This is a genomic window from Neorhizobium sp. LMR1-1-1.1 (genome assembly GCF_040675795.1).
GTDB lineage: Bacteria > Pseudomonadota > Alphaproteobacteria > Rhizobiales > Rhizobiaceae > Neorhizobium > Neorhizobium cellulosilyticum.
Genome location: NZ_JBEGHE010000029.1, coordinates 1 through 21937, shown reverse-complemented (window position 1 = coordinate 21937; position 21937 = coordinate 1). Strand labels below are relative to the sequence as shown.

Sequence of the window (21937 nt, the reverse complement as noted above, 5' to 3'; positions counted from 1 at the left end):
GCGAACTGAGATTGTTGTTCGGGGTTCCGTTCGCTAAGCAACTTTTTTGGCTGATACCCCTGCCGCCGATGTAGAGGTCAGCGACAGGGAGTACCACAGCCCGACCACGGCAATGGAGCGGGCTATCTAAAGACAGGAACCCCCTGCCGGAGGGGGACAACGGCAAGGGGCCTTGGAGATCGGTAGGTAGCAATGATTACCGATGCATGCCTAACCGGGCGATCTCGACCGAGTTCCATCGGCAAAAGAAAACCCCACTGCAGAGCGCAGCGGGGTGCGGATAGCCAATCTGAGAGGGGACAAAACAGACCGGTAGCCAAAGAACAAAGCTTTCTTCGATGCGACCGAGCCTTTTGTGCTCCGTGATATTCGTGAAAACTACCAGACCACCCTGCTTTTGCTGTCTGACATGACCGACGCGACTGTCCGCTTAGCTTTGATGGTGCCTCAGTCAGAGAGCGGTCCAATCATAAAGGAGTTCAAGAGAGCCGTGCGCGCGCAGGCAGGGCAATTTCTAAAATAGCAGATACCGACACTTTCCATGCTTCCCAGAGGCCCGCCGGACGTCCGTCAGTCCGCATCTTCAGAAGTAAGGCTTGCGCGACCGGCGGGAGTGTTATTCCGGACCTCCGGTACGACTTCACTCTGGGCATCACCCGTGCGACCGGGTCATTAGAAGCACCGCGACAAATCTTCGCCAACTTCCTAGATTCAGTTGATGCGACCAGGAGAGAAAAAATGCTAAAAAATATCCCTCAAGAACATGAAGTGGCTAGGTCGGCAGAACTGCTGGGAGCAATGGCCAACGCGAAACGCCTCCTAATTCTCAGCGTTCTAACCCAACATGAGATATCAGTGTCGCTTCTTGCAATGAAAGTGGGGCTCAGCCAGTCAGCCCTATCGCAACATTTGGCTAAACTTCGCCATGCGGGCCTCGTGGTTGCGCGCCGTGATGCTCAGACAGTGTATTACTCCAGCAATTCCCAAGCCGTCGGAAAGCTCCTTGACGTGCTTGACCGGATCTACAATGAGGGCAGCGCCCAAGGCATTTCAGCCGAAGGGAGCGGGAATAAGATCGCGCAGCGTTAGCCATCTTCCGAAGTCGAGTGTGACCCTGGTCCAACCGATTTTAAAGCGGATAGCAGATAGCGGGCTGTGAGTTCATTTCCGCGCTGCTCCGCCAAGCTCAGCGCAGCCTGGCAAAGGGCGACGAGGGTATCATTTCCGAGGGCTTGACCAGAAGCCGGGGTATCGATGACTGCACCAGAATAAAATGACGCATCACCAGACTCATTCCGAAAGCACCTTCCAAACGATGTCAGGGTTCGCAGTTTTCCATCGGGTAGGAGGATCCGATAGCTTCCGCTGGATAATTCTCCTGTCAAGATAGCTTTTCGGACATTGCCAGCGATCCTGTGCCTGTCCTCTTCTATTATTTTGCCCAGGATCACTTCAACATCGACGCCCGCGCTGACCACTTCAGGTGCGATGCCGTAAAGTTTGGCGAATATGGCGTCACCGTAAAGTGCATTCATGGGAACGAGCCATGTGTAGAACCCTATAGATGGCGGCGCTGCTACGGGCATTCGATCCTCTTTTGGTGTTCGTATCGACCCACTACATAGGGCGAGTGCTGTCGATAAGAAGCATCCCTTTTGCGCCGCCAAGCTTCGAACCGCCTTTGAGGGCGCCTGCTTCGATGTTCATCGCGCAAAGGCGGGCGGCGACGCTGTTCCTCATGCAGGTCAGGGCGCGCACGCGTCACCTTTCTTTGCAATTGAGCGCTTTAGCTTCTGGTCGCGTGGAGGAGGATGGAGCGGATCATTAGTGCCACTCCCGTCGGCACGCTCCACAAGATCAATTTGGGGGATGTGGCGATGTCAAGCGCGGTGAACCGTGGGAAGGGCAGCTCCCTTGCGATAAGGATGTGCTTGTCGGTCACCGCGTAGGGGGTTCCACGGCGTAGCCACATTTCGGTGAATAACCGGCCGACCAAAGTGTAGAAGCCGACCAGCAGCGTCGCAGGTTCGCGTCCCCCAAGGCGCCGCCCGCCCTTTATGCTCCGGCGAAGAACGAGGGGGGGCGGAACCGGTTGGCTTTACACTGCCAGGCCCTTTGTAAGCTCCAGGGCCTGACGCTCGAGAAGCCGGCGGTAGATACCGTTACTGCGGCGGATGAGGACGTGGTGGTCGCCTTCCTCGGCGATCGTTCCCTTGTCGAAGACGAGTAGGCGGTCAAGGGCACGCACTGTAGACAAACGGTGGGCGACCACGAGTGTCGTGCGGCCGTCCATCAGGCGCTCCATGGCCTGCTGTATCTGCATTTCGCTCTCGCTGTCGAGGCTGGAGGTCGCCTCGTCGAGGATCAGCACGGGCGCGTCCGCCAGAAACGCCCGGGCGATGGCGACACGCTGGCGCTCGCCACCCGACAGCTTCACACCACGCTCACCCACCATCGTCTCATAGCCATTCGGCAGGCTAATGATGAAGTCGTGGGCACTTGCCTGTCTCGCCGCGTTCTCAATCTCCCTCCTTGAAGACTCCGGCCGGCCATAGGCGATGTTTTCGGCCAGCGTGCGGTGGAACAGGATTGGTTCCTGCTGGACGATGGCGATTTGGCCGCGCAGGCTCGACTGCGTTACCTTTGCGATGTCCTGACCGTCGATCCGGATTGAACCGGACTTGACGTCGTATAGGCGCGGGATGAGCTTGACTAAGGTCGTCTTGCCAGAACCCGAATGACCGAACAGCCCGACGCGCTCCCCCGGCTTGATGGCGACGCAGAGGTCGTCATAAAGCGGCGTCGGATGGGTGCCATACTGAAGGTTACCCGATCGAAGATGATCTCGCCCTTGCTGATGGCGATCGCCTTGGCGCCCGGAAGGTCCTCGATTCCGAGCGGTGTTTTGTCGAGCAGAACCAACTCTTCCATGTCGTTGACTGCGCGCTGCAAATTGCGGATATCCTACCCGACAGAGCGTAGGTAGCCCTGCAGCACGAAGAACATCGCCAGGACGAAGGTGATGTCGCCGGCCGTCGCAAGGCCCTTCTGCCACATCACAAGGCCGGTGCCCAGAATCCCTGCCTGCATCGAAACCATCATGACGCCCTGGATGGTGCCGTTCACCGTGCCGCGCCGCCAGGTCCGGCGTGTGCGGCTGTCCCATTTAGCGAGAACGTGGCCAAGGCGTACTTCCTCACGGTCTTCGGCTCCGAAGGCTTTGACCACCGAGTTACAGCTGATCGCATCGGCAAGCGCTCCGCCGAGCTTGGTATCCCAGGCATTGGCGAGCTTGGCTGCAGGCGAGACGTAGCCCATCGAAGATGGACGCTCAGTCGAAGCCACGGGCTGGCGTTGATCTATTGGCCTGTTGTCCGTGACAGTCCTTGCCACAAATACAGCTAACAAAAGCAGGGCGAGCCTGAGCGCAATTCCACGTAAGAGGGCCTCTGAAGCGTCCATTTGTCTATCCTCCCGAAAAATACCCTCATAGGTTTCCGCGAGTAGGCGACTTTGCAAAATGCGGGAGATACATAAGGAGGCTCAGGGAAATCCGAAGGCCGCCGCATGGGGGAAATATGCGCTTCGACTTAACCGACCTCCGCCTCTTTCTCCACGTCGTTGAAGCGGAAAGCATTACCCAGGGAGCCGAGCGAGCGGGTATGGCACTGGCTTCTGCAAGCGCCCGAGTAAGGGGAATGGAAGAGACAAGCGGTGTCTCTTTGCTCGATAGGGGGCCTCGGGGAGTTCGGCCGACTGCGGCAGGGGAGGCTCTCGCACATCATGCCCGCTTGGTGCTGGGACAGATGGAACAAATGCGGGGAGACCTCCAGCTCTATGCGCGTGGCCTTCGAGGCAAGATACGCCTGTTCACTGGACGGGCCGCAATGGCGCACCTTCCTGCAGTTCTGCAGAGATATCTTTCCGACAATTCGCCTATCGACATCGACCTTGAAGAAAGACAGAGCGTCGATGTCGTGGCGGCTGTTGCGGGCGCACAGGCGGATCTCGGTATCGCCGCCGACACAACAGACACCGGAGCTTTGGAGACCAGACCTTTCGCAATAAACCGCCTAGTGTTAACCGTGCCCCAGGAGCATCGTTTCGGCGATCGGAAAAGTGTGGCCTTCAGTGTGCTCTTCGATCAGACATGTCAAAACGAGGCCGCGTTGGCCGCGCCCACTTCCTATGCCCGAATGGATGGCACCAATGGCTACATCAATAGTTTGGGAATTTGCCGATCCAATGCGGCAAGTCCTGGAAATGTCGTCGGACTCTCTGTCTCGATGACGGATTCCGGTTTCCAATCGGGCAGATGTCATCCATGTTTGTTCTTGTTCGCCAAAAATGATCCGTTGTTGGCAGGACGCAGGGGGCCAGTCTCAGCAACATTGTTTCGTACCCGCCCGACGCAAGATCGCCTCCGCTGACACCGGACCGCACAAGCCGCGCTGTCCGGTTCAGAATTTGCGATCAGCAGAATCTGACTTGCGCTCAATCGCAGCTGATTGATCCCGCCCCTTCGGTCGATGGCGGGTGTCCACGGATCCCTGTCGTGGCCATGAGCGCATCGGCCGAACGCCTGTCATGGAGAGCGGGCGCTCCGGACCGAGACACCGATTTCCTTCAACGCGGGAACGAGGTCTGGGTGTCGAAGAAGCTCGATTGCCGGCGTCGCCGCAAGGTTGCGCGTCACCGCACGGTCGTAAACCGCAAGGCAATGGGCGCCTGTCAACCGCGATGCGTATAATAACCCGTCGGCATCGAAGTTACCGTAGACAGCCTCGCTCAGCGCCTGCCCATCGCTGTGGGCTTTCGCACGAGCAGCATCGGTACTGACGCCGAGCTTGAGGAGACCGGTGGTTCTCAGATCGAGGACCGTCAAGGGATCGATCGCGGAAACCTCGGCAATCGCCCAGTCTTCGAACTCTGTTTCATCAAGCGCCCGGTCAGCGCTGCCCTCGAAACGGTCACGCACGATCGTTTCCGCAATCGCCGTGGGCAGATCCTGTGCGATGTAGGCCAGGCGAAATCGCCTGCGAGGGCTGGAAAAGCGGCTGTTGCCAAAGCCCATGCCGAGTGGCGTCGCCATGTGGTTACGTGGCAAAACGCGAAGCCAGGCATTCGGCCGAAACGCCAGCGCGAGATCGGCAACTGTTTTGGGATCGAGCTTCACAGTGTCAGCCGAAATCACGCTCGGCCGCAGCAAGGACCTCGTCCAGACGGCCAATTTTCATGAGATCCAGCGGCGAGCCGCCGATATCAGGCTTTGTCCGGATCAACCACTGCCATGCGACACGAGGATTGGCGATGATCCGCGTCACCTGAGCCATGCCCTCTACAGGGCGCCCATCGACGAACTGCGCCAATGGAAAGACATGCTTGCGTTCGCCCTTCAGCAGGCCAATCACCGCGCCACGCCTCTGCCAGTCGTGCAGGGTCGACCGTTTCGTGCCAAATGTCTTTTCGATCTCGGCCGGTCCCGCGACAGGGCCGGCCCAGTCCTCGAGACGCGTCGGCTCTGCAAAAGCTGCAAGTCTGCGCCTGCCTTCATCCAGATCGATGGGCGCGGGAAGACCGGCGCCTTGACTGACCTCGATGGACTTGCCAACTGGAAGCGGCGTGAGGCGGACGTCCGCTTCCGCGACGAGGCCAGCGACCGCGACCTCGACGGCTTGCGCCAGCTCGCGTTCGTCGGCAACTAGCCGGCGTTGCTGGTCGGCGGCAAGACGTGCGGTTGCTGCGGTGACTGCGGCGACGACACGCCCCGTTGCGGCAAGCGCCGTCTTGGAAAGACGTGGATTATGACGGGCGAGGACCTCGACGACATCGGCGATGGCCGCCGGGTTCAACCCCGACAGGGAGGTTGCTGACGATTTTCTGACGGACGTAACCATGTTGCTGCTCCTATCATCTGCGACGATAGATAGTACAGATTATCCGGAATGTCCAGATTGCAGGGCGCATTTACAATGTAGGGGGCAGAACAAGATTGTTCGCAGTCTCCAGGAACGTCAAGTACTGTGGCCGCATGCTTTCATGCGGATTTCGTCGAAGCTGCCGAAGGTAACCGACGGAGTTGTCACGTTATCGAGCGGTGATCGAACTACGCCTGCGTCTCTCCGAGATCAGGCAATCGCGCCCGTCACGGCTTTCCAATGCGCTATTGCGCGGGTGCGGTGAATATGCGTGGCCAGGGCGGATCGTTTGTGATGCGGGGTGACGAAGAGATTTCGGAGCGCCGAGAAGATCGACATGAACCGCTGCAAGCTGCCGGCTGATCGGAAACCCTGCATCGTGCGTTCCCGTTTCCGGAGCGGCAGATAAGAATTTTCCGCTCGATTGTTGAGACCCTTGTGGGACCAGTGCTCGACAGCCGGCATAACGTCGCGCTTGGCCGCGCCATACGAACGGAGTTTGTCGGTGACCATCCGCTTGGGCGGCATGCCTGCTTTCTTTAGTAGCCTGATCAGCAGTCGCCTCGCGGCTTTCGTATCGCGCCGGCTTTGAACGATCTCGTCGAGAACATAACCGTCTTGGTCAACGGCACGCCAAAGCAAGTGTTTGCGGCCAGCGATGGAAACCACCACCTCGTCCAGATGCCAGACGTCCCGGTGCGACGGCCGCCGGCGACGGATTTGCTTTGCGTAGGCCGGTCCGAATTTCCGCCCCCATCGGCGGATCGTTTCATACGAAACGACGACGCCGCGCTCCAGCAGCAATTCCTCGATCAGGCGCAGGCTCAGCGGGAGCCGAAAGTACACCAGACTGCATGGGCGATGATCTGCTGCGGGAAACGGTGGCGCTTGTAGCTGATGGCTGAATTCTTCATCCCACCATCTCTACGCCCCACTCACTGACAGCAGGTTTATGTGACAACACCTGTTGGTCATATCTACAGGGCCAAGCCCGCACTGGCAGGGCATTACCGGTCGCTCGATCCGACGAACAGCTTCAATCCGGGCATCGGCAAGACGGAGCGGAGCAAGAGATACGGCTCGACCTGCGGATGCGATGACCATTTTTCGACGTCTCCAAAAGCTCGCCCGTTCGTGGCAGAGACTTGACAGAGCTCCACGGGCGCCAGTTCGGTCCTACCCCCCATAACCGGGTCAAACCGCCGAGGATCATGTCGACCACGGGGATCACCCGCTGCGGCGCGCCACTCCGCAAAGTTGAATTTCTGCCGTTATTCGCCTGATGCCGATGCACGCCTCAGGTGGCATCCGTGCGCTCTTGGCTCTTCCCGCCCCGGATTTTGCGCCTCTTGCACGACGAAAATGAGATCGGATTTTCGCATGTCCATGCCTAACGAATGTGCGGGGGCCCCTGGCCGGTTATTATTTATGCGATGAAATCAATCGCCTAATCGTGATGCAAATATCGGCGGCCGGTTGGCGGCAAAGAAATCTATACGGCAGCAAAATATTTTCGATTGGACAGCGCATCCTCATCCCGATGGACTGTCGTCACAGACCGAAGCCGCACTTTCCCTCCAACTCATTCGAGGCATCTGTGACATCTTCCGATTGTTTGAACCGAACCCCACCAGACGTAGCATGCTGATCAGCCTCGGGGCAGGCATCGTCGCGCTCTCCATGCCCAAGATCACGATGGCGCAGGCCTCGGCTTCCGTGCTGAAGTTCGGCCTCTCGACCTTCCCGCCGACGATCAAGCCTTTCGACAATACCGGTGGTGCGGCCAATACCGTCAAGCTGATGCTCTATCGCGGCCTGATGGGCTATGACGCGCATGGCAAGCTGGGGCCGGAAGTTGCCGAAAGCGTCGAGTGGAGCACGCCGACGACCGCAGTCTTCAAGTTGCGCAAGAATGCCGTCTTCCACGACGGCAGCCCGGTTACAGCCGCCAACGTCATCTATTCTCTGAACGAAATCACCAAGGACGGTTCGGCCGCCTATCTGAAGAGCGATCTGAAGATCATCGCCGCGGTCGATGCCGTCGATGAGAAGACCGTCAAGATCACGCTCAAGGCGCCGAGCGCCGTCTTCCTCGATCTGCTCGCGAGCTATTGCTGCCCGATCATCTCGAAGAAGAGCACCGACAGCGAGACGATCGGCGCGGGACCGTTCACGCTCAAAGGTAGCGAAAAGAACGTCTATATCGAAGTGGCGCGCTTCAAGGATTTCTACCTCAGCGACCAACCGAAGGTCGATGGCATCCGCTTCATTGCCTATGCCGACGAAAACCTTCGCTATGCCGCGCTGCAGGCGGGCGACGTCGACCTGATCGAATACCTTCCCTGGACCCAGTTCGATGCCGTCGAGAAATCTTCCACGCTGAAGATGAAGGACACGCTCGGGCCGTTCATGTTCTTGCTGTTCAACGTCACGGAAGGTCCGTTTGCAAATCCCAAGGTACGTCAGGCCGTGGGCTATGCGATCGAGCGGCAGGACGTCGTTGATGCCGCCTTTGCCGGCCGCGGCGTACCGCTCTACGGTCTGCCGAACCCGAAGGGATCGCCATTCGACCTCGCAGATCCCGCGCATGAATGGAAATACGACGTCGAGAAAGCCAAGGCGCTGCTTGCCGAAGCCGGCTATCCGAACGGCTTCGAATGCCGTCTGCTTGCCACCGCGACCTATGGCATGCATCAGGATACGGCATCCGTCGTGCAGGCGCATCTCGATGTCATCGGCATCAAGGCAACGCTCGACCTTCCCGATCAAAACAAAAAAGATGTTTGTGACGTGCGAATGCTCGAAAACGCAAGCCGCAGCGAATGCTGCAACCTACGTCTATCAAGGTCGATCAGCCTGACGGTTACGCACCAATAAATGTTCAAAACTCGTTGATGGAGACCAGTATTCTCTTAGGGCTGACCCGACGAACATTTGCAGCATGACTCCATCGGCAGTTGACTGCTCGATCCAGGTTTTTGGAGATGATGTCGGCGGGCCTTTGAGGTGATGCCGACATAATCTATTTGAAACTTGGTTGTCTTTAAGAGTTCTCTTGCCGACCTTCTGATGGAGCGGCTTCATCTAACAAAGTTAGGGTATATGCCCGACAAACTCGAACTTGGTGCCGATCTGGCTGCTCCAGGTTTGACGGACTGAAAACGTGAGGGCAGTTGCTAGCCTCAACATTCATTGCAGGAATAATTGTGAGCGCCACCGATAACTTTCCGCCTGTTGTGTATGCTATCGCCGACGTCGATGGACGCGCAGACCTTCTCGGCGCGATGCTCGATTACATCGCCGAGGAATCGAATAAAGTCCAATCCAAACCGGTTGTGATATTCCTGGACGATCTGATTGATCGTGGCCCTCATAGTCCAAAGGTGCTTGATCAGGTCTGTTCGACGCTCGACCTCTATCCGGGGTTCTGCCTGATCCTTAGGAACCATGACTTTTACCTGCGTGAACTTCTTCGCGGGACGCTCACGGATGGGGATGCAGTCAACTGGATGGATTGGGGAGGCACCGCGACGGTTAGAGGTCAGAACAAGATTAGTGCGAAATCGTACGTTTAGATGATAAAACGATGATCGAGATCGACATTCCTCCCCGAAACTGGGCGCTCCTGATGCATTTCTCCCTAAAACCTACCGTTAGAGCCAGGCTGCAAACTACGGAAAACATGCACAATTTCGGCTAGCGTACGATTTCGCACTAATTTTGTTCTGACCCCTTGTAGAAGCTGACCCTCAGATCGAGATGCTGGTCTCTGACGTCGGCTTACCTGGCGGAATGAACGGGAGGCAGTTGGCGGATGCGGTCCGTGCAATGAGGTCCGGGATCAAGGTGCTTTTCATCACCCCATATGCTGAGAATGCTGTGCTCAAAAGTGGCGACCTCAGCGACGATATGCAGGTGCTGACAAAACCGTTTCAAATGGATACGATTGCAGAAAAAGTTCGTCAGATGCTCGCCTGAAAAGGAACCTACTCACGTTCTTTAATCGGCAAGTACATCCTCAATCCTGCTTGTGCGGGGAGCGTATACGATAGGGACCTGATCGTTAGGTCATCGATGAGGACTTCCATGTCAGAACGATCTCTCCTAGCTCCACAAGGTCATCAACTGCGTCGTGAACAATAGGCATGTATTCGCGCCAGTCGAGTGGAGCGTTGTTGTCCTTTGCGAGGCTGCGTGCGACTTCGCTCGGGCACGTCGTGCCCGTGGGTCGACTTGCGACAAAGCTCAAAATCGCTGACACTGCTGGCTCGCTCATGGTTCTGCTCTAGTCTGGGGTGCGGCCAACGGTTATCCTGCATGTCGTATAAGTGTGGGTCACGCTGCCCGCCGCGACGAATGGGTCCGGCAATGATCCTGCGGCGGAAATCGACAGGCTAGGCAAGCCTCAGATATTTGCAGACGAATTCGAACGGCCGTTCCTCCAGAGCTTTTGTCAACCGGATCGAGTATCCATAGTGCTTTGCTTGTGCGCTGACGTCGATCGCCTTTTCCACCTCGAAGACGTTGTCCTTATGGGGCAACGTCCAATGCCGGACTCGCGACAATGCCTTTTTCGTGGCAGCTCGCGCGTCTGGAGCGATGAGAAGGACGTTCTTGTGGATCTCCCCGAACTCGTTGGCGTCATATCCTCCGAGATTGAGGAAGAACAACTTTTCCTCAGTGTCTGTGGGTGAGGTGGTCAACAGTTTAATATCGTACCCATCCGCCTGGGTGAGCTCGCCCCAACAATCAAGGTGGAGACTTTTTGGATCGCCCCACCATTGCCGCCGCAGGTCGTCGTAGCAGGCTTCCGCGCTCTCTCCGATCGAAAACCGGATATCATGCAACTCGATGTTCGATCCACCGCAATCGCCGCCAATGTAGAACATGAAAAGCTTCATACGTTTGCCTTCTGTTTCTCCGTCCACGGCGTAAATGGCTTTTTCGTGCCTGTCGTCAATGAGTGACCAGCCAACGTTGGAACAGGTCGTCGTCGTAATCGTTTGGTAGCTGCGCAGTGCGTCCCGCGCTGCTGGAGTCCCAAATGCGTAAACGCGTCGCCATCGTCGGGTCCGGCCCGACGGCTCTGTATGCCCTGCAAGATCTCATAAAGTCTAAGTCACCGTTGGCAATCGTCATCCTTGAAGCGTCGGACGTCGCCGGCAAGGGGACGCCCTACCAGCGCGGGATCAATGATCCGGCGATGCTGTCGAACATTCCAAGCATCGAAATCCCTGATCTTCCTGAGACCCTCGTTGCCTGGCTTGCCGAACAATCCGAAGAATATCTGTCGGAATTCGAGATCGAACGCATCGGCATATCTGATCGTGCCTTCTACCCGCGTGTGGTTATCGGCGACTATTTCCGAGCGCAGTTCGAGACGATCGTCGCACTGGGTGAGCAGGCGAACTATACGATCTGTGTCTGCGAGCGCTGTCAGGTCGCGGACATCGCGCCCAGCGGTAGTCATTTCGCTTTAAAATACGGAGACGATGCGAGCATCGAACTCTTCGATTATGTGATTGTAGCGACGGGACACAGTTTCCCGTCCGCGCCCGAAACGTCGCCGGGTTATTTTGCCGCCCCGTGGCCCGCTACCGCGTTGCATTCGATCCCGAGTGGCAAGATCGGTGTGCTCGGAACATCGCTCAGTGCGATTGACGCGGTAATGACCGTCGCGACCATGTTTGGCCGCTTCGATCGAAACGCGGATGGTTGTCTCGACTACCAAATTAAGGATGGTCACGACGGGTTTGAAGTGTCGATGATGTCTCGCAAAGGTCTACTGCCAGAGGCAGACTTCTTCTTCCCCATCCCCAACAAAGACCCGCTGATCTGCACAGCGCAAGCGGTGTCTGCCCGTATTACGCTCGGGAGTAGCGGTCTGCTCGACGATGTGTTCGACCTCTTCCGTCAGGAACTTTTGGTCGCCGATCCAGAATATGCTCGGCTCATCGGGCTTGAAGGGCTGACGGTCGACACGTTTGCAACAGCCTATTACGGCGTCAGAGACAAATGTGATCCGTTTGAATGGGCGGCATCGAACCTTAATGAAGCAAAACAAAACTACTTAGCGAAACATACCGTTGGATGGCGGTATGCGATCCTCATCACCCACGAGATTATTGAGACCGCAGTCAGCTACTTCACCGCCGAAGACCTTGACCGGTTCAACCGATCGTTCAAGAGCATATTTGCGGACGATTATGCCACCGTACCCCATCTATCGATCGAGGGCCTGATTGCGCTCCGTAAGGCCAATAGGCTGAATATTGTAAAGCTTGGCGACCGATCAGAGATCGTAACCGACAATGTCGAACGCGGTGCTACCGTCACTTTCGAGGACGGCACGCTGCAGTTCGATACCTTGATCGACGCCACGGGACAAAAAACTTTATCGGCGGATGATTTGCCGTTCCCGTCGCTTCACGACGCTCGACTGATATCGCAAGCACGAACCATCACGCCGCGTGGAAACTCAATTCGTACCGGGGGCATTGATGTCGACGAGCAATGTCGGCCACTTATTGCCGGGATCAAGCCTGTGCGGCGTCTGTACATCCCTGCCGTTTCCTACCTTCTCCACAAGCGGCCCTTTGTACAAGGCATCACCAGTGCCGCTGAGCTCGGAAAGATCGTTGCTGAATCTATTGTCGCCGACGTGACGCGGCCAGCTCGTAGCCGTCGTGCCGCGGAGGCTGCTAGGTCAGCTAAGGCCCGCGCTATCGAATTCGTGTGAATGCCACCAGTAACGGTCCAGCCAGGCTTCGGACCAGACTACGGTTCAAAAGGGCTAACCCGGGTTGTGAAGCCGTGTGCGGTAATAACCGCAGCGTGCCTTGACAGCTTTTTCGATTGCCTCAGGATCACCGACGAACGTAGCGTCCTTGAATCCAATCGCTTTGAAAGGGACCCAAGACTTGCCATCAGGATGTCCCGGGCGAGGGGAATTCTGATCGGGAACGATCAGGTAAGGCGGATGCGAGCCGGCATGGTCAGTCGAAAACAGGTATGCGTCCATCATGTGACCTCGTGATACTGACTATTGGGCTGCGTGGGTTTTCACCTGTATCCGGACAGGCACCGCTTTCGACGCTGGCGTCTTCGACAACTCATCATGATGGTCGACGGCAACCAGCACATTGGCCTCTGGATAATACGCTCCAATTGTCCCTGGCGGAAGATTATGTTTGGTTACCGTGAGACCGGGAAGCTCACGCGTGATCCCGTCTTCGAAATCGCTCACAAGGGTAATGACCTGCCCCTCGTGCAGCCCCGCCGACTGGATATCATCGGCGCACATCAGCACCACGTCTCGGGTTCCTTCGATCCCGCGAAACCGATCTGAATATCCATAAATCGTCGTGTTGAACTGATCATTCGACCGCATGGTGACGAGGCGGTAGCGCCCTTCGGCGTCGCTGAACGCCAAGGCGTTGAGCTGTTTGGGTGTCGTGAAGACTGCCTTCTTCTCTTCGGTCTTCCAGACGCGCTCGTGTGCCGCATTGCCCCGGTAAAATCCGCCCGGTTTAAACATACGATCGTTATAGTGCTCGAATTGATCCGGGTAGGTCGCCTCGATGAGGTCACGGACGAGACTGTAATCGCCGGTCCACTCATCCCATTTCAGCGTTGGGCTCGGGGCAACGGTCGCTCTCGCAATGCCGGTCACGATTGCAAGCTCGCTTCGAAGGTGTTTGGAGGCTGGCGTACGTTTGCCGACGGATCCCGAGATGTGGGAAAAGCTGTCTTCGGTGGTGACGGACTGCGCACCCGTGGCTTGCTCGTCGCGCTCTAACCGTGAAAGGCACGGAAGGATGTAGGACTTCGCGCCTGGAAAGAGGTGGCTTCGGTTCAGCTTCGTCGAAACGACGACGGTCAAATCCTGCTGGGCCCAGGCGTTTTCCATTGCCTTCTGATCGGGAACGGCGCGGACCAGGTTACCGCCAAGCGATATGGTTGCCTTGATCTTTCCTGCCATCATTCCCTTCACGGCATCGACGATAGTCACACCATCTTCGGTTGGCGGGTCGAAATCGAAGAGGGACTTCAGCTTGTCCATGGGGATAAGCTTGGTCTTTTCGGCAATACCGACAGTTCGTTGGCCTTGAACGTTCGAGTGGCCGCGTACCGGACAGCAGCCGGCGCCCTCGCGACCAATGTTGCCGCGCAGAAGAAGGAGATTGACGATCATGGCAACGTTCAGCGCGCCCTGAGAGTGCTGGGTTAGCCCCATGCCATAGACACCTATAACACGCTTCGATTGAACGTAGATCTCACCGGCACGTCTGATCGCGTTCTCAGTCAGGCCGCTTTCTGCCTCGATGGTCTCCCACTCTGTCGATCGGATGAGATCGATGAAGCTGTCGAAACCGACCGTGTGCTCCTCGATGAAAGGGACGTCGAGAACGCGCGATGCTCTGTTCGCCACGGCGGCATTGTCTGCCTCGACGATGACCTTACAAAGACCGAGAATTGCAGCGATGTCACCGCCAGCGCGAACCTGGAGATACTCGTCGCTGATCTGGGTCTCGCGCCCCGTCAGCATATCGACAGGGCTCTGCGGGTTTACGAAGGAAACGAGGCCCTGCTCCATGACGGGATTGAACGTCACTATTTTCGCGCCGCGCTTTTTCGCCTCCTGGAGTGGGTGAAGGAAGCGCGGGCTGTTTGACCCAGGATTTTGACCGAAGAAGAAGAATGCGTCAGCCTTCTCCAGGTCATCCCAAACGATGGTTCCGACTGGAGAACCGATCACCTTCTGCAGCCCGACCGATGTCGTCTCGTGGCACATGTTGGAGCTTTGTGGAAGATTGTTGTTTCCGTAGGTCCGAGCCAGCAATGCGTAGAGGTAGGATGCTTCCAACCCCGCATGACCAGAAGAATAGAAAACAACACTTTCGCGCGGGACGGACTGCAATGTTCTACCGATATCTTCGAAGGCGTCTTCCCAAGCGACTTCGACGTAACGATCGGTCGCCCTGTCGTAACGTAAGGGGTGGGTCAGCCGGCCGGTTTGCTCGAGGTCGTAGTCTTTCCAGTCGCGAAGCGCCGTCACAGTGTGATCAGTCCAGAATTCAGGCGTGCAGCGAGCGCTCGTTAGGTCTGAGATTGTCGCTTTCGCGCCGTTCTCGCAAAATTCGAAAGGGTGGTAGTTTAATGGTTTAGGCCAGGCGCAGGAAACGCACATCACGCCACCCGGCTTGTTCTGCCGGGCCAGTTCCTCAAGCACCATTGGGGAGGGCCGCTCATCACCGATGATACGTGCGATCGATTTGACTGATCCCCAGCCACCTGAGGGGCCTTCGGATTCAGGATTTTGCATTACCTTAGTCATAGAGGCTTTCCGATCAGAACAAACAAAGGCACTCCGTTTACCGGAACGCCTCGCGAGACAATCCTAGCTCGGATCAGCGGGACGGTTCGTGGAACGGACAACCGTTAAATCGGGCTCGGAATTCTGCCGAATGGCGGTACGGATCCTTACGCGCCCGATTGATGTTGCCGAGGGGCCGGTGGGCTTCTAAACCCGTCCAAACGCTGAACCGCATCTCTTCATCGACTTTTTTCACGTTCACATCGCGCCAGCTATCTTGTGGCATCGCGGTGACCGTCGCGACGGTGAGGAACGGAGCGTCTTCCTCGTTCCACTCGACCGTCGGGTCTTCGATGGGCTGGTTTTCCAAATTTCGACAGAGCTGGACCTGGAATTCCCAGACCCCGTTGGTTTCCTGCATTTCCGCCTGAACAGTTTCGCGAACGGCGTTTTCACGAACGCTTGCGTCAATGAGGGTGTCCGTCCACTTTGTCAGGTCACGCGAGATCGGCTTCAATTTGAATTTGGCAATGTAATCACCATAGCGGAACGGTGTGACGCTGAAGTATGTCTCTCCGAGTGGATCGAGGTTCGGCGCGCCACCGAGCGATTGGATACTCGGGCTTGAAACGCCAACGGCTTCAAGGCCCTTGTTCACCGTCTGGAGTACGCTCGACATCACGGTCTTTGTGCCCTCCATCCTGTCCGTCGTTTTGGCGAGAAGCTTCAGACTGGATAGGAATTTCTTGGCGGTTGGCGCCTGGAAGACGGGACCGTTGACCATGATGAAATCTTGTGTCGAGCCTTCGGCGTCCGGAAGCCGGGACCCTTCGACATCTAGCACCTTCATGGCAAGGCCTCGAGGCAAGGAGATTACGTCAGGAAGAATATCGCCGGCATTCGTCGAGAGGCGAAGAAAAACCTTATGCGCTCCAGGCGTCGCGAACATGCCCTGGGCCAGCTCATGCGGCAAGCCGCCTGCGACCGTCATTTCCGCCTCGATGATGCCGTGCGCCTTTGCATGCACTGAGCGGACGGCGTGACCGTAGTCTTTTGCTGTCTTCTGCATGATGACGTCGAACTGTTCGTTTAGGCCAGCGATCGTCTCTGTCTCATCATCCTTGATGCTCTCCAGATCAGATGAATAGCGGATTGGCTGTGATATCGACATGAGGCGCTCCCCGAAAGAACGGAAACGCTGCACTTCGAGCAAAAGTTCCGCTCGCGAAATTGCTGATATATAGTCCGAAACAGTAGGTTAAGCGCTGCGCGTTTGCCCTCGATGTTTTCCTTCTTCGAACTCCTCGACGATCTTGTCGCAGAATGCCGGAAGGTCGTCAGGTGTTCTGCTGGTGACGAGGCCCTGATCGCAGACCACTTCCTCATCAACCCATATGCCGCCTGCGTTTTCAATATCTTTGCGGACAGTCGGAAACGAGGTCACGGTCCGTCCCTGAAGGACGTCGGCTTCTACCAACAGCCAAGGTCCGTGACAGATGACGCCCACCGGTTTGCCCTGCTGGAAGAACGATTGCACGAGAGCGACCACGTCCTTGTCGGCCCGGAGCTTGTCCGCACCGACACAACCGCCGGGAATGACAAGGCCGTCGAATTCCTCAGCGGAAACCTCAGAAACCACATTGTCCACCTGGTAGCTGCCGCCAGCATCGAGGTCGTTGTTATTTGTCTTGGCCTCGCTGGTCTCGATACCGATTACGGCCACCATCGCACCAGCCGCCTCAACGGCGTCCTTCGGCTGCTTGAATTCGGGCTCCTCGGTACCGCGCGGTGCGATAAGAATTGCAATCTTTCTGCCGTTCAATGTCATTGAAGTTTCCTTTTGCGTTCACTGGAGGCGGCTAACGAAGAAGCCGCGATGATGTTCCGGATCGTCGGCTCGCCGATTGTCCCGCAGCGCGGAACAGCCGCTCGATCTGTGAGTTATTGGCCAATGAACCAAATCATCACGAAAATCGACACGATTGCCGCGGACGCAAAGCTCGCTTCAGGACTAGTCTATGTCCCTGGCCTTGAAACGGGGATCACGCGTAAGGTAGGCGCCAAAGGCTTTCTTTATTATCGTCCGGATGGGCGACGGATTAAGGAAGCCGAGGAGATCAAGCGGCTGAATGCCTTGGCGATCCCTCCAGCCTATACCGATGTCGTGATCTCGACGAACCCTTTTTCGCATCTGCAGGCAATCGGCAAAGATGCGCGAGGACGTCGCCAGTATCGCTACCACGCAGACTGGCATGCCGAACGCGGTATAGCGAAATTTGAACGGCTGGTCGATTTCGCCGACTGTTTGCCGGACTTGCGCGAACGCGTAGAGCAAGACCTACGCTCCCGCGGTCTGGGAATGGACAAAGCTCTGGCCACGGTCGTCTGGATGCTCGACAACCTCTACATCCGCGTTGGTAACACGGCCTATGCAGAGGTGAACAAGTCCTACGGTCTGACGACGTTGCGCAGCCGGCATGTAAAGGTCGAGGGCGGCAGCTTGAAGTTCCGCTTTAAAGGCAAGTCTGGCAAGGAATGGAATCTGGCGCACAGCGATCGGCGTATCGCCAACGTTGTTCGAAAACTGCAGGAGCTTCCAGGTCAGCATCTCTTCCAATACGTATGCGACGAAGGCGGTTGCCGCGCGATTTCCTCACACGACGTTAATGACTATATCCGTGAGGTCACCGGCGACAGCTTCAGCTCTAAGCAGTTCCGAACTTGGGGCGCCACCTGCATGGCCGTCGAGGCATTGGCGGCGCTTGAGGTGGCGGCCACAAAGCGCGAACTGAACCGTCAGTTGAACGAAGCGATCGACGCAGTGGCTGCAAAGCTCGTCAACACACGCGCTGTGTGCCGCTCATCCTACATCCATCCAGCCGTGTTTGAGGATTTCCAGTCGGGGATGCTGCGAGACGTCCTGAAGCTCAAGAGCAAAAGCGAGCGTTTGCAGCAGTGGCTAGACGAGGAAGAAATACGTGTGCTGCGATGGCTGAAGCGCCGATCGGCGGCAGCCGCATAACGTCCACGTAATTTCCTCTGCTCGCGCCAACGGTCTAATCGACCGATGGTCAGCCTTGCGACAATACAGAAAACGGATGAGTACGATGAAGACATTTGGAATTGCCTATTTCTCGACGCACGTCCTGTTCTTGGCTATCGATGCCATCTGGCTGGGCGTAGTTGCCCGCAATTCTACCAAAAGCAACTCGGCGATCTGATGCTGCCGTCGCCAAATCTTGCGGTGGCCACAGTGTTTTACCTGTTCTTCGTTGTAGCGATTGTTCTTCTGGCAGTCCGGCCCGGGCTTGAAGTGGGGTCGCTCTGGACAGCGGCCGGCAATGGCGCCTTGCTCGGGCTCGCCGCTTACGGGACCTACGATATCACCAATCTGTCAACCATAAAGAACTGGCCCGTAACCCTCAGCGTCGTCGATATGATCTGGGGCACTGTGCTGACAGGGCTCGCTAGCGCAGGTGGATATGCTGTAGCTCGCCACTACGGATAGTCGCTTTTTCAAACGATCTGAGACCTTCAAAAGACTGGAGAGTGACTTGCGCGTATCCGAGTATTCAAGTTTTACGATCCCGGTCTTGCCGTCTCCGGTACAGATTAATCCGTGGGTTGGCCATCGGGCACGGCAAGTAAAAGGTCCTGGCGAGGTGGTCTTCGGTTGCCTCGCCAGAAAGCCTCGGAACAGGAGGTCGATCAACGCGATCGCTGAATGTTTCGCATTCTCTGGGAATGGACAGCGCTTCTCAGTTCATGATCTCAGGTTTCGCCAGCCGCACTCAGTGCACAGCATACTAAACTTCTGCTAATTAAAGATCTTTGAATTTTAAACTGGTCTGGACCTTGCGGGTTGAAGGTTCGGTTCCCATCAAGAGCATGAGGCAGAAATTCCTAGCGTTAGTCTGTATCGGGCAACCGATAGAAGCGGCCTTAGACTGGAACGAGAGGCGTTTGCTTCATTTGACCGCCGCGAGCACGCTCTGCTCTAGCTGTTGCAGACTGAAGGGATTCGCTAAGATCTCGATGCTCATTAGGCACGGGAGTCGCGCGGCGACGAGGCCCCGGTTGCTGTCCCAGCAGAGCCCGTTACCGTAAGCCCTGGTGTCGCCGCCGTCCTCAAGACGCTCGAAGACATCTTCAATCCCCCGCCAGCGCGACCTCACAGGGTCACCTAAGACTTCAGTCCATATCAGACAGGAATAACCTGTTGAAGGGCGACGGCCAAAGCGCTGATCGCGACAAGCTTGCGCACGACCGGGACATTAGCAAAGCGATCCGGAATGCTGACGCTGTCGCGGTATCCAGTCGCGAACACGTACGGCACCTTCCGCCGTTCCAGCTCGATTGCCACTTCTTCAGAGGATGTCGACCCGAGGTTGAGATCAAGCACAGCGCAGGCTGGAACTGTCTCAGCGATTTTGTCGAGCGCAGTCTCTACATCGGCAGCGACGACAACCTCCGATGCCCCCATGGTCCGGAGAAGCTCCTCGGTATCCATGGCGATAAGCGCCTGATCCTCGACCAACAGAACTCGGAGGCCAGCAAGCAGTTCGTCGGCCACGGCGATGTCCGATTGCTGACCAGCTTCGCGTTCGGCGACCGCATACAGATGTTTGCCAGGAACGATGATCGTTGCGTGAAGGCCTGCAGGCGCAAAGTCGATATCGACGGTAGGGCGCGACTGAGGAACTTAAGTGAACTTGGCCGGCGTCCAGAGAAGCTTAGCGGGCATGAGGAGCGGGAGACTTTACTTCCTGGCGAGCTTCCTCAAGCACTGCATCAAAATCCACTTCGACGGCAGGTCCGCTCGCTTTGCCTTCTTCCCACATCGCACGTAGCTTAGCGATATCGTCGCGCTTCTGCATCCACTTGGCTGACCAGTCACGCATGGCTTCGCGTACAACTTCGCTCCCGCTGGCATACGCGCCGCTATTAACGGCATCGCGCAACAGCTCCGCGTGTTGCGGGGTCATCGAGACGCTGACTTTTTCAACATTGGGCATAGACACCTCCACTTTGTTTGGTAGTAATTATTACCACCAAACAAATAGCGCGGCAACTTCCCCGTTACAGCGCACGTCTATCGGCTCGCTTGAGCGTCACTGGGGCAATCCGTCGGATGGAGTCGGAATAGCAGGGATGTAGGTTCACATCCCCTCAAGACCGTAGAGGGAGAAGGCTGATCAATTCATGAAGCGGAGGATAGGGCGGATCTCCAGGTCAGCTATTGCGGTCTGCCGCTGTGTGACGACCTATCGATACTTTCAGTGAAACTGATCGAATGCGGCTTGAAAAAGCTTTTGCTCACACCGTCGGTTTTCATTCTTTTGGATGAGGGCCTTCGGTCGCTCAAGGATCCGGCACATTAGGCCTAAAGGCGTAATGATCGGCAAGGGATTGGGCACAAAGTCCCACGCGGGAACTTGTTGGATAGCTTCTCCATTGGTCGGGCGAGGAACACCTCGTGTCATAAAGGAGAAAGCAGATGAACAAGAAACAGGCCGTAGTATTTGCCACCGCGATGTTCGTGGCAGGTGGTGTCATGGCACAGCAGTCGACGGTAAACGGCGCTGCCGGCGGAGCGGTGACGGGAGCAATTGTCGGCGGTCCGGTTGGTGCAGCTGTTGGCGGGGTTGTCGGCGCAATCGCGGGAACCGCTATTGACCCACCGCCGGAACGTGTTGTGACTTACGTTCGTGAGGCTCCCATGCCCACTGATTCCGTCGTTGTACAGGAAAAGGTGGTCGTCGGTGAACCGCTTCCGTCGACCGTCGTCGTCCAGCAGGTTCCGGAAAATCCGAAGTATTCCTACGCCATCGTGAACAAGCAGCGAGTCATCGTCGAGCCTTCAAGCCGCAAGGTGATCCAGGTGATCAATTAACCGGTGGGTTTGGCAAAGATGGTGTGGTGGATAGTCTCTGCCACACCAATTTTCTTATGGGAGTGGAAGATGAAGTCGCTTGTTGCAGGCATCCTCGTTATTATGGGCGGAATGGTGGTGGCGCTCATAGGCCTTAACGATCCCGTTCAGCAGCCACGCGTTGGCTTCATCTCCGAGGCTCCCGTGAGCGGCTCAAACGTTTCTTCCGGATTAATCCGCTGATCGTCTTATGTAGGTCTCCCTATACGCGGATATTGGAACTTGGAACGGGCCGGTGAAGTCAGCTCGAGATTTCGTGAACTCCCTTAGTCTCGCCAAGCAGTTTTTTCTGGCAGGAGGTGTAGTCACCGCAATTGCCACGATCATTATCGGGCTTCATGTCACAGAGCAGATCGCACAGACGGTTACGCGGAATGCTGCCGCTACCACTGCCCTATATGTCGACAGCATTATCGCGCCAGTTCTACCAGATCTGACCCGCGAGACGAAGCTGGATGAGTCCATAGAGCGGACGCTCGACGAAACCCTGGGCCAGGGTGCTCTCGGAAAGCGGCTGGTCTCGTTTCGCCTATGGCGCAAGGACGGCATGATATTATATTCGAACGACAAGAATCTTATGGGCCGTGTCGTACCTCGTGGCGAAAATCGAAATCGGGCCTTTAATGGCGAACTCGTGGCGAAACTCGACGAGGTCGATGATCCTGAAAGCGATGCAGAACGAGCAGTTGGTGAGCCTCTGCTTGAGATTTACAATCCGATCCTACAGCCCTGGTCGGGCCAGGTTGTTGCCGTCACAGAGTTTTACGAAAG

The 21937-nt window shown here is 56.7% G+C and carries 19 protein-coding genes and 6 pseudogenes; 13 read left to right on the top strand and 12 right to left on the bottom strand.

Features of this window, described 5'->3' with window-relative positions; genetic code table 11:
• Nucleotides 1-340: 340 nt before the first annotated feature.
• Together MRBLMR1_RS19260 and MRBLMR1_RS19255 are read left to right on the top strand one after the other, a co-directional pair.
• Nucleotides 341-523, top strand: a pseudogene (locus MRBLMR1_RS19260) (TetR/AcrR family transcriptional regulator); the annotation flags it as partial.
• Nucleotides 524-738: 215 nt separating this feature from the next.
• On the top strand, nt 739-1089 hold the full coding sequence (locus MRBLMR1_RS19255; protein WP_183687583.1) for an ArsR/SmtB family transcription factor: 351 nt from the start codon (nt 739-741) through the stop codon (nt 1087-1089).
• Here the strand turns inward: MRBLMR1_RS19255 and MRBLMR1_RS19250 are convergent.
• Both MRBLMR1_RS19250 and MRBLMR1_RS19245 read right to left on the bottom strand, forming a co-directional pair.
• Complete coding sequence (locus tag MRBLMR1_RS19250; RefSeq protein ID WP_183687581.1) at nt 1086-1535, bottom strand: PAS domain-containing protein; 450 nt, start codon at nt 1533-1535, stop codon at nt 1086-1088. The two genes, MRBLMR1_RS19255 and MRBLMR1_RS19250, sit on opposite strands and share 4 nt — an antisense overlap.
• Before the next feature lie 563 nt (nt 1536-2098).
• Nucleotides 2099-3321: pseudogene (locus MRBLMR1_RS19245) on the bottom strand (ABC transporter ATP-binding protein); the annotation flags it as partial.
• Nucleotides 3322-3578: 257 nt separating this feature from the next.
• Here MRBLMR1_RS19245 and MRBLMR1_RS19240 point away from each other — a divergent pair.
• Nucleotides 3579-4430, top strand: coding sequence for a LysR family transcriptional regulator (locus tag MRBLMR1_RS19240; protein ID WP_500065715.1), 852 nt, complete (start codon nt 3579-3581; stop codon nt 4428-4430).
• A gap of 155 nt (nt 4431-4585) precedes the next feature.
• On the opposite strand, the gene MRBLMR1_RS19235 is transcribed toward MRBLMR1_RS19240, so the two are convergent.
• From MRBLMR1_RS19235 to MRBLMR1_RS19225, 3 genes and pseudogenes are all read right to left on the bottom strand, one after another.
• A complete protein-coding gene (locus tag MRBLMR1_RS19235) occupies nt 4586-5209 on the bottom strand; it encodes an RES family NAD+ phosphorylase (protein WP_183687577.1) in 624 nt (207 codons plus the stop codon).
• Nucleotides 5181-5897: an antitoxin Xre/MbcA/ParS-like domain-containing protein gene (locus MRBLMR1_RS19230; protein ID WP_183687575.1), complete on the bottom strand. Its 717-nt coding sequence runs from the start codon at nt 5895-5897 to the stop codon at nt 5181-5183. The genes MRBLMR1_RS19235 and MRBLMR1_RS19230 overlap by 29 nt, the downstream gene beginning before the upstream one ends.
• A gap of 231 nt (nt 5898-6128) precedes the next feature.
• Nucleotides 6129-6832 (bottom strand): annotated as a pseudogene (locus tag MRBLMR1_RS19225) (IS6 family transposase).
• A 52-nt stretch (nt 6833-6884) separates the two neighbouring features.
• On the opposite strand from MRBLMR1_RS19225, the pseudogene MRBLMR1_RS19220 reads away from it, so the two are divergent.
• The 4 genes and pseudogenes from MRBLMR1_RS19220 to MRBLMR1_RS19205 all read left to right on the top strand — a co-directional run.
• A pseudogene (locus MRBLMR1_RS19220) lies at nt 6885-7067 on the top strand (hypothetical protein); the annotation flags it as partial.
• A gap of 492 nt (nt 7068-7559) precedes the next feature.
• The gene (locus tag MRBLMR1_RS19215; RefSeq protein ID WP_500065712.1) at nt 7560-8795 is read left to right on the top strand and encodes an ABC transporter substrate-binding protein; all 1236 of its coding nucleotides are present in this window, start codon (nt 7560-7562) and stop codon (nt 8793-8795) included.
• Between the two features lie 329 nt (nt 8796-9124).
• Nucleotides 9125-9493 (top strand): metallophosphoesterase, encoded by a 369-nt coding sequence (locus MRBLMR1_RS19210; RefSeq protein ID WP_183687571.1) that lies wholly within the window; start codon nt 9125-9127, stop codon nt 9491-9493.
• Between the two features lie 184 nt (nt 9494-9677).
• Nucleotides 9678-9896, top strand: coding sequence for a hypothetical protein (locus MRBLMR1_RS19205; protein ID WP_183687569.1), 219 nt, complete (start codon nt 9678-9680; stop codon nt 9894-9896).
• 85 nt (nt 9897-9981) lie between these two features.
• Here MRBLMR1_RS19205 and MRBLMR1_RS19200 read toward each other — a convergent pair whose 3' ends face one another.
• Both MRBLMR1_RS19200 and MRBLMR1_RS19195 read right to left on the bottom strand, forming a co-directional pair.
• Nucleotides 9982-10194, bottom strand: coding sequence for a DUF3253 domain-containing protein (locus MRBLMR1_RS19200; protein WP_500065709.1), 213 nt, complete (start codon nt 10192-10194; stop codon nt 9982-9984).
• Nucleotides 10195-10312: 118 nt separating this feature from the next.
• Complete coding sequence (locus tag MRBLMR1_RS19195) at nt 10313-10819, bottom strand: DUF1543 domain-containing protein (protein WP_148147129.1); 507 nt, start codon at nt 10817-10819, stop codon at nt 10313-10315.
• A gap of 143 nt (nt 10820-10962) precedes the next feature.
• Here MRBLMR1_RS19195 and MRBLMR1_RS19190 point away from each other — a divergent pair, with 143 nt between their 5' ends.
• Complete coding sequence (locus tag MRBLMR1_RS19190) at nt 10963-12657, top strand: FAD/NAD(P)-binding protein (protein WP_500065707.1); 1695 nt, start codon at nt 10963-10965, stop codon at nt 12655-12657.
• A 303-nt stretch (nt 12658-12960) separates the two neighbouring features.
• On the opposite strand, the gene MRBLMR1_RS19185 is transcribed toward MRBLMR1_RS19190, so the two are convergent.
• The 3 genes from MRBLMR1_RS19185 to MRBLMR1_RS19175 form a co-directional block, all read right to left on the bottom strand.
• Nucleotides 12961-15255: an FdhF/YdeP family oxidoreductase gene (locus tag MRBLMR1_RS19185; protein ID WP_183687563.1), complete on the bottom strand. Its 2295-nt coding sequence runs from the start codon at nt 15253-15255 to the stop codon at nt 12961-12963.
• Between the two features lie 73 nt (nt 15256-15328).
• Nucleotides 15329-16405 carry a catalase family protein gene (locus MRBLMR1_RS19180; protein ID WP_500065705.1) on the bottom strand — a complete coding sequence of 359 codons (1077 nt, stop codon included), beginning with the start codon at nt 16403-16405 and terminating at the stop codon, nt 15329-15331.
• Nucleotides 16406-16492: 87 nt separating this feature from the next.
• Nucleotides 16493-17062, bottom strand: a complete 570-nt coding sequence (locus MRBLMR1_RS19175; protein ID WP_183687559.1) for a type 1 glutamine amidotransferase domain-containing protein — start codon at nt 17060-17062, stop codon at nt 16493-16495.
• Nucleotides 17063-17185: 123 nt separating this feature from the next.
• On the opposite strand from MRBLMR1_RS19175, the gene MRBLMR1_RS19170 reads away from it, so the two are divergent.
• The gene (locus MRBLMR1_RS19170; protein WP_183687557.1) at nt 17186-18256 is read left to right on the top strand and encodes a DNA topoisomerase IB-related protein; all 1071 of its coding nucleotides are present in this window, start codon (nt 17186-17188) and stop codon (nt 18254-18256) included.
• Nucleotides 18257-18341: 85 nt separating this feature from the next.
• A pseudogene (locus MRBLMR1_RS19165) lies at nt 18342-18742 on the top strand (DUF2177 family protein).
• A 693-nt stretch (nt 18743-19435) separates the two neighbouring features.
• Here the strand turns inward: MRBLMR1_RS19165 and MRBLMR1_RS19160 are convergent.
• Entirely contained in the window at nt 19436-19807 is a 372-nt protein-coding gene (locus MRBLMR1_RS19160) for a response regulator (protein WP_183687554.1), read from the bottom strand.
• 160 nt (nt 19808-19967) lie between these two features.
• Nucleotides 19968-20249 (bottom strand): ribbon-helix-helix domain-containing protein, encoded by a 282-nt coding sequence (locus tag MRBLMR1_RS19155; RefSeq protein ID WP_112507570.1) that lies wholly within the window; start codon nt 20247-20249, stop codon nt 19968-19970.
• A gap of 482 nt (nt 20250-20731) precedes the next feature.
• Between MRBLMR1_RS19155 and MRBLMR1_RS19150 the strand changes: the two genes are divergently transcribed.
• From MRBLMR1_RS19150 to MRBLMR1_RS19140, 3 genes and pseudogenes are all read left to right on the top strand, one after another.
• A complete protein-coding gene (locus MRBLMR1_RS19150; protein WP_183687550.1) occupies nt 20732-21127 on the top strand; it encodes a DUF1236 domain-containing protein in 396 nt (131 codons plus the stop codon).
• Nucleotides 21128-21196: 69 nt separating this feature from the next.
• On the top strand, nt 21197-21349 hold the full coding sequence (locus MRBLMR1_RS19145) for a hypothetical protein (RefSeq protein ID WP_183687548.1): 153 nt from the start codon (nt 21197-21199) through the stop codon (nt 21347-21349).
• 73 nt (nt 21350-21422) lie between these two features.
• Nucleotides 21423-21937 (top strand): annotated as a pseudogene (locus MRBLMR1_RS19140) (sensor histidine kinase); the annotation flags it as partial.

Excerpts from the sequence above, each read along its gene's own strand:
- MRBLMR1_RS19255 (WP_183687583.1), top strand. The coding sequence starts at position 739 with ATGCTAAAAAATATCCCTCAAGAACATGAAGTGGCTAGGTCGGCAGAA.
- MRBLMR1_RS19250 (WP_183687581.1), bottom strand. The coding sequence starts at position 1,535 with ATGAATGCACTTTACGGTGACGCCATATTCGCCAAACTTTACGGCATC.
- MRBLMR1_RS19240 (WP_500065715.1), top strand. The coding sequence starts at position 3,579 with ATGCGCTTCGACTTAACCGACCTCCGCCTCTTTCTCCACGTCGTTGAA.
- MRBLMR1_RS19230 (WP_183687575.1), bottom strand. The coding sequence starts at position 5,897 with ATGGTTACGTCCGTCAGAAAATCGTCAGCAACCTCCCTGTCGGGGTTG.
- MRBLMR1_RS19215 (WP_500065712.1), top strand. The coding sequence starts at position 7,560 with ATGCTGATCAGCCTCGGGGCAGGCATCGTCGCGCTCTCCATGCCCAAG.
- MRBLMR1_RS19205 (WP_183687569.1), top strand. The coding sequence starts at position 9,678 with ATGCTGGTCTCTGACGTCGGCTTACCTGGCGGAATGAACGGGAGGCAG.
- MRBLMR1_RS19200 (WP_500065709.1), bottom strand. The coding sequence starts at position 10,194 with ATGAGCGAGCCAGCAGTGTCAGCGATTTTGAGCTTTGTCGCAAGTCGA.
- MRBLMR1_RS19195 (WP_148147129.1), bottom strand. The coding sequence starts at position 10,819 with ATGAAGCTTTTCATGTTCTACATTGGCGGCGATTGCGGTGGATCGAAC.
- MRBLMR1_RS19190 (WP_500065707.1), top strand. The coding sequence starts at position 10,963 with ATGCGTAAACGCGTCGCCATCGTCGGGTCCGGCCCGACGGCTCTGTAT.
- MRBLMR1_RS19185 (WP_183687563.1), bottom strand. The coding sequence starts at position 15,255 with ATGACTAAGGTAATGCAAAATCCTGAATCCGAAGGCCCCTCAGGTGGC.
- MRBLMR1_RS19180 (WP_500065705.1), bottom strand. The coding sequence starts at position 16,405 with ATGTCGATATCACAGCCAATCCGCTATTCATCTGATCTGGAGAGCATC.
- MRBLMR1_RS19175 (WP_183687559.1), bottom strand. The coding sequence starts at position 17,062 with ATGACATTGAACGGCAGAAAGATTGCAATTCTTATCGCACCGCGCGGT.
- MRBLMR1_RS19170 (WP_183687557.1), top strand. The coding sequence starts at position 17,186 with ATGAACCAAATCATCACGAAAATCGACACGATTGCCGCGGACGCAAAG.
- MRBLMR1_RS19155 (WP_112507570.1), bottom strand. The coding sequence starts at position 20,249 with ATGCCCAATGTTGAAAAAGTCAGCGTCTCGATGACCCCGCAACACGCG.
- MRBLMR1_RS19150 (WP_183687550.1), top strand. The coding sequence starts at position 20,732 with ATGAACAAGAAACAGGCCGTAGTATTTGCCACCGCGATGTTCGTGGCA.
- MRBLMR1_RS19145 (WP_183687548.1), top strand. The coding sequence starts at position 21,197 with ATGAAGTCGCTTGTTGCAGGCATCCTCGTTATTATGGGCGGAATGGTG.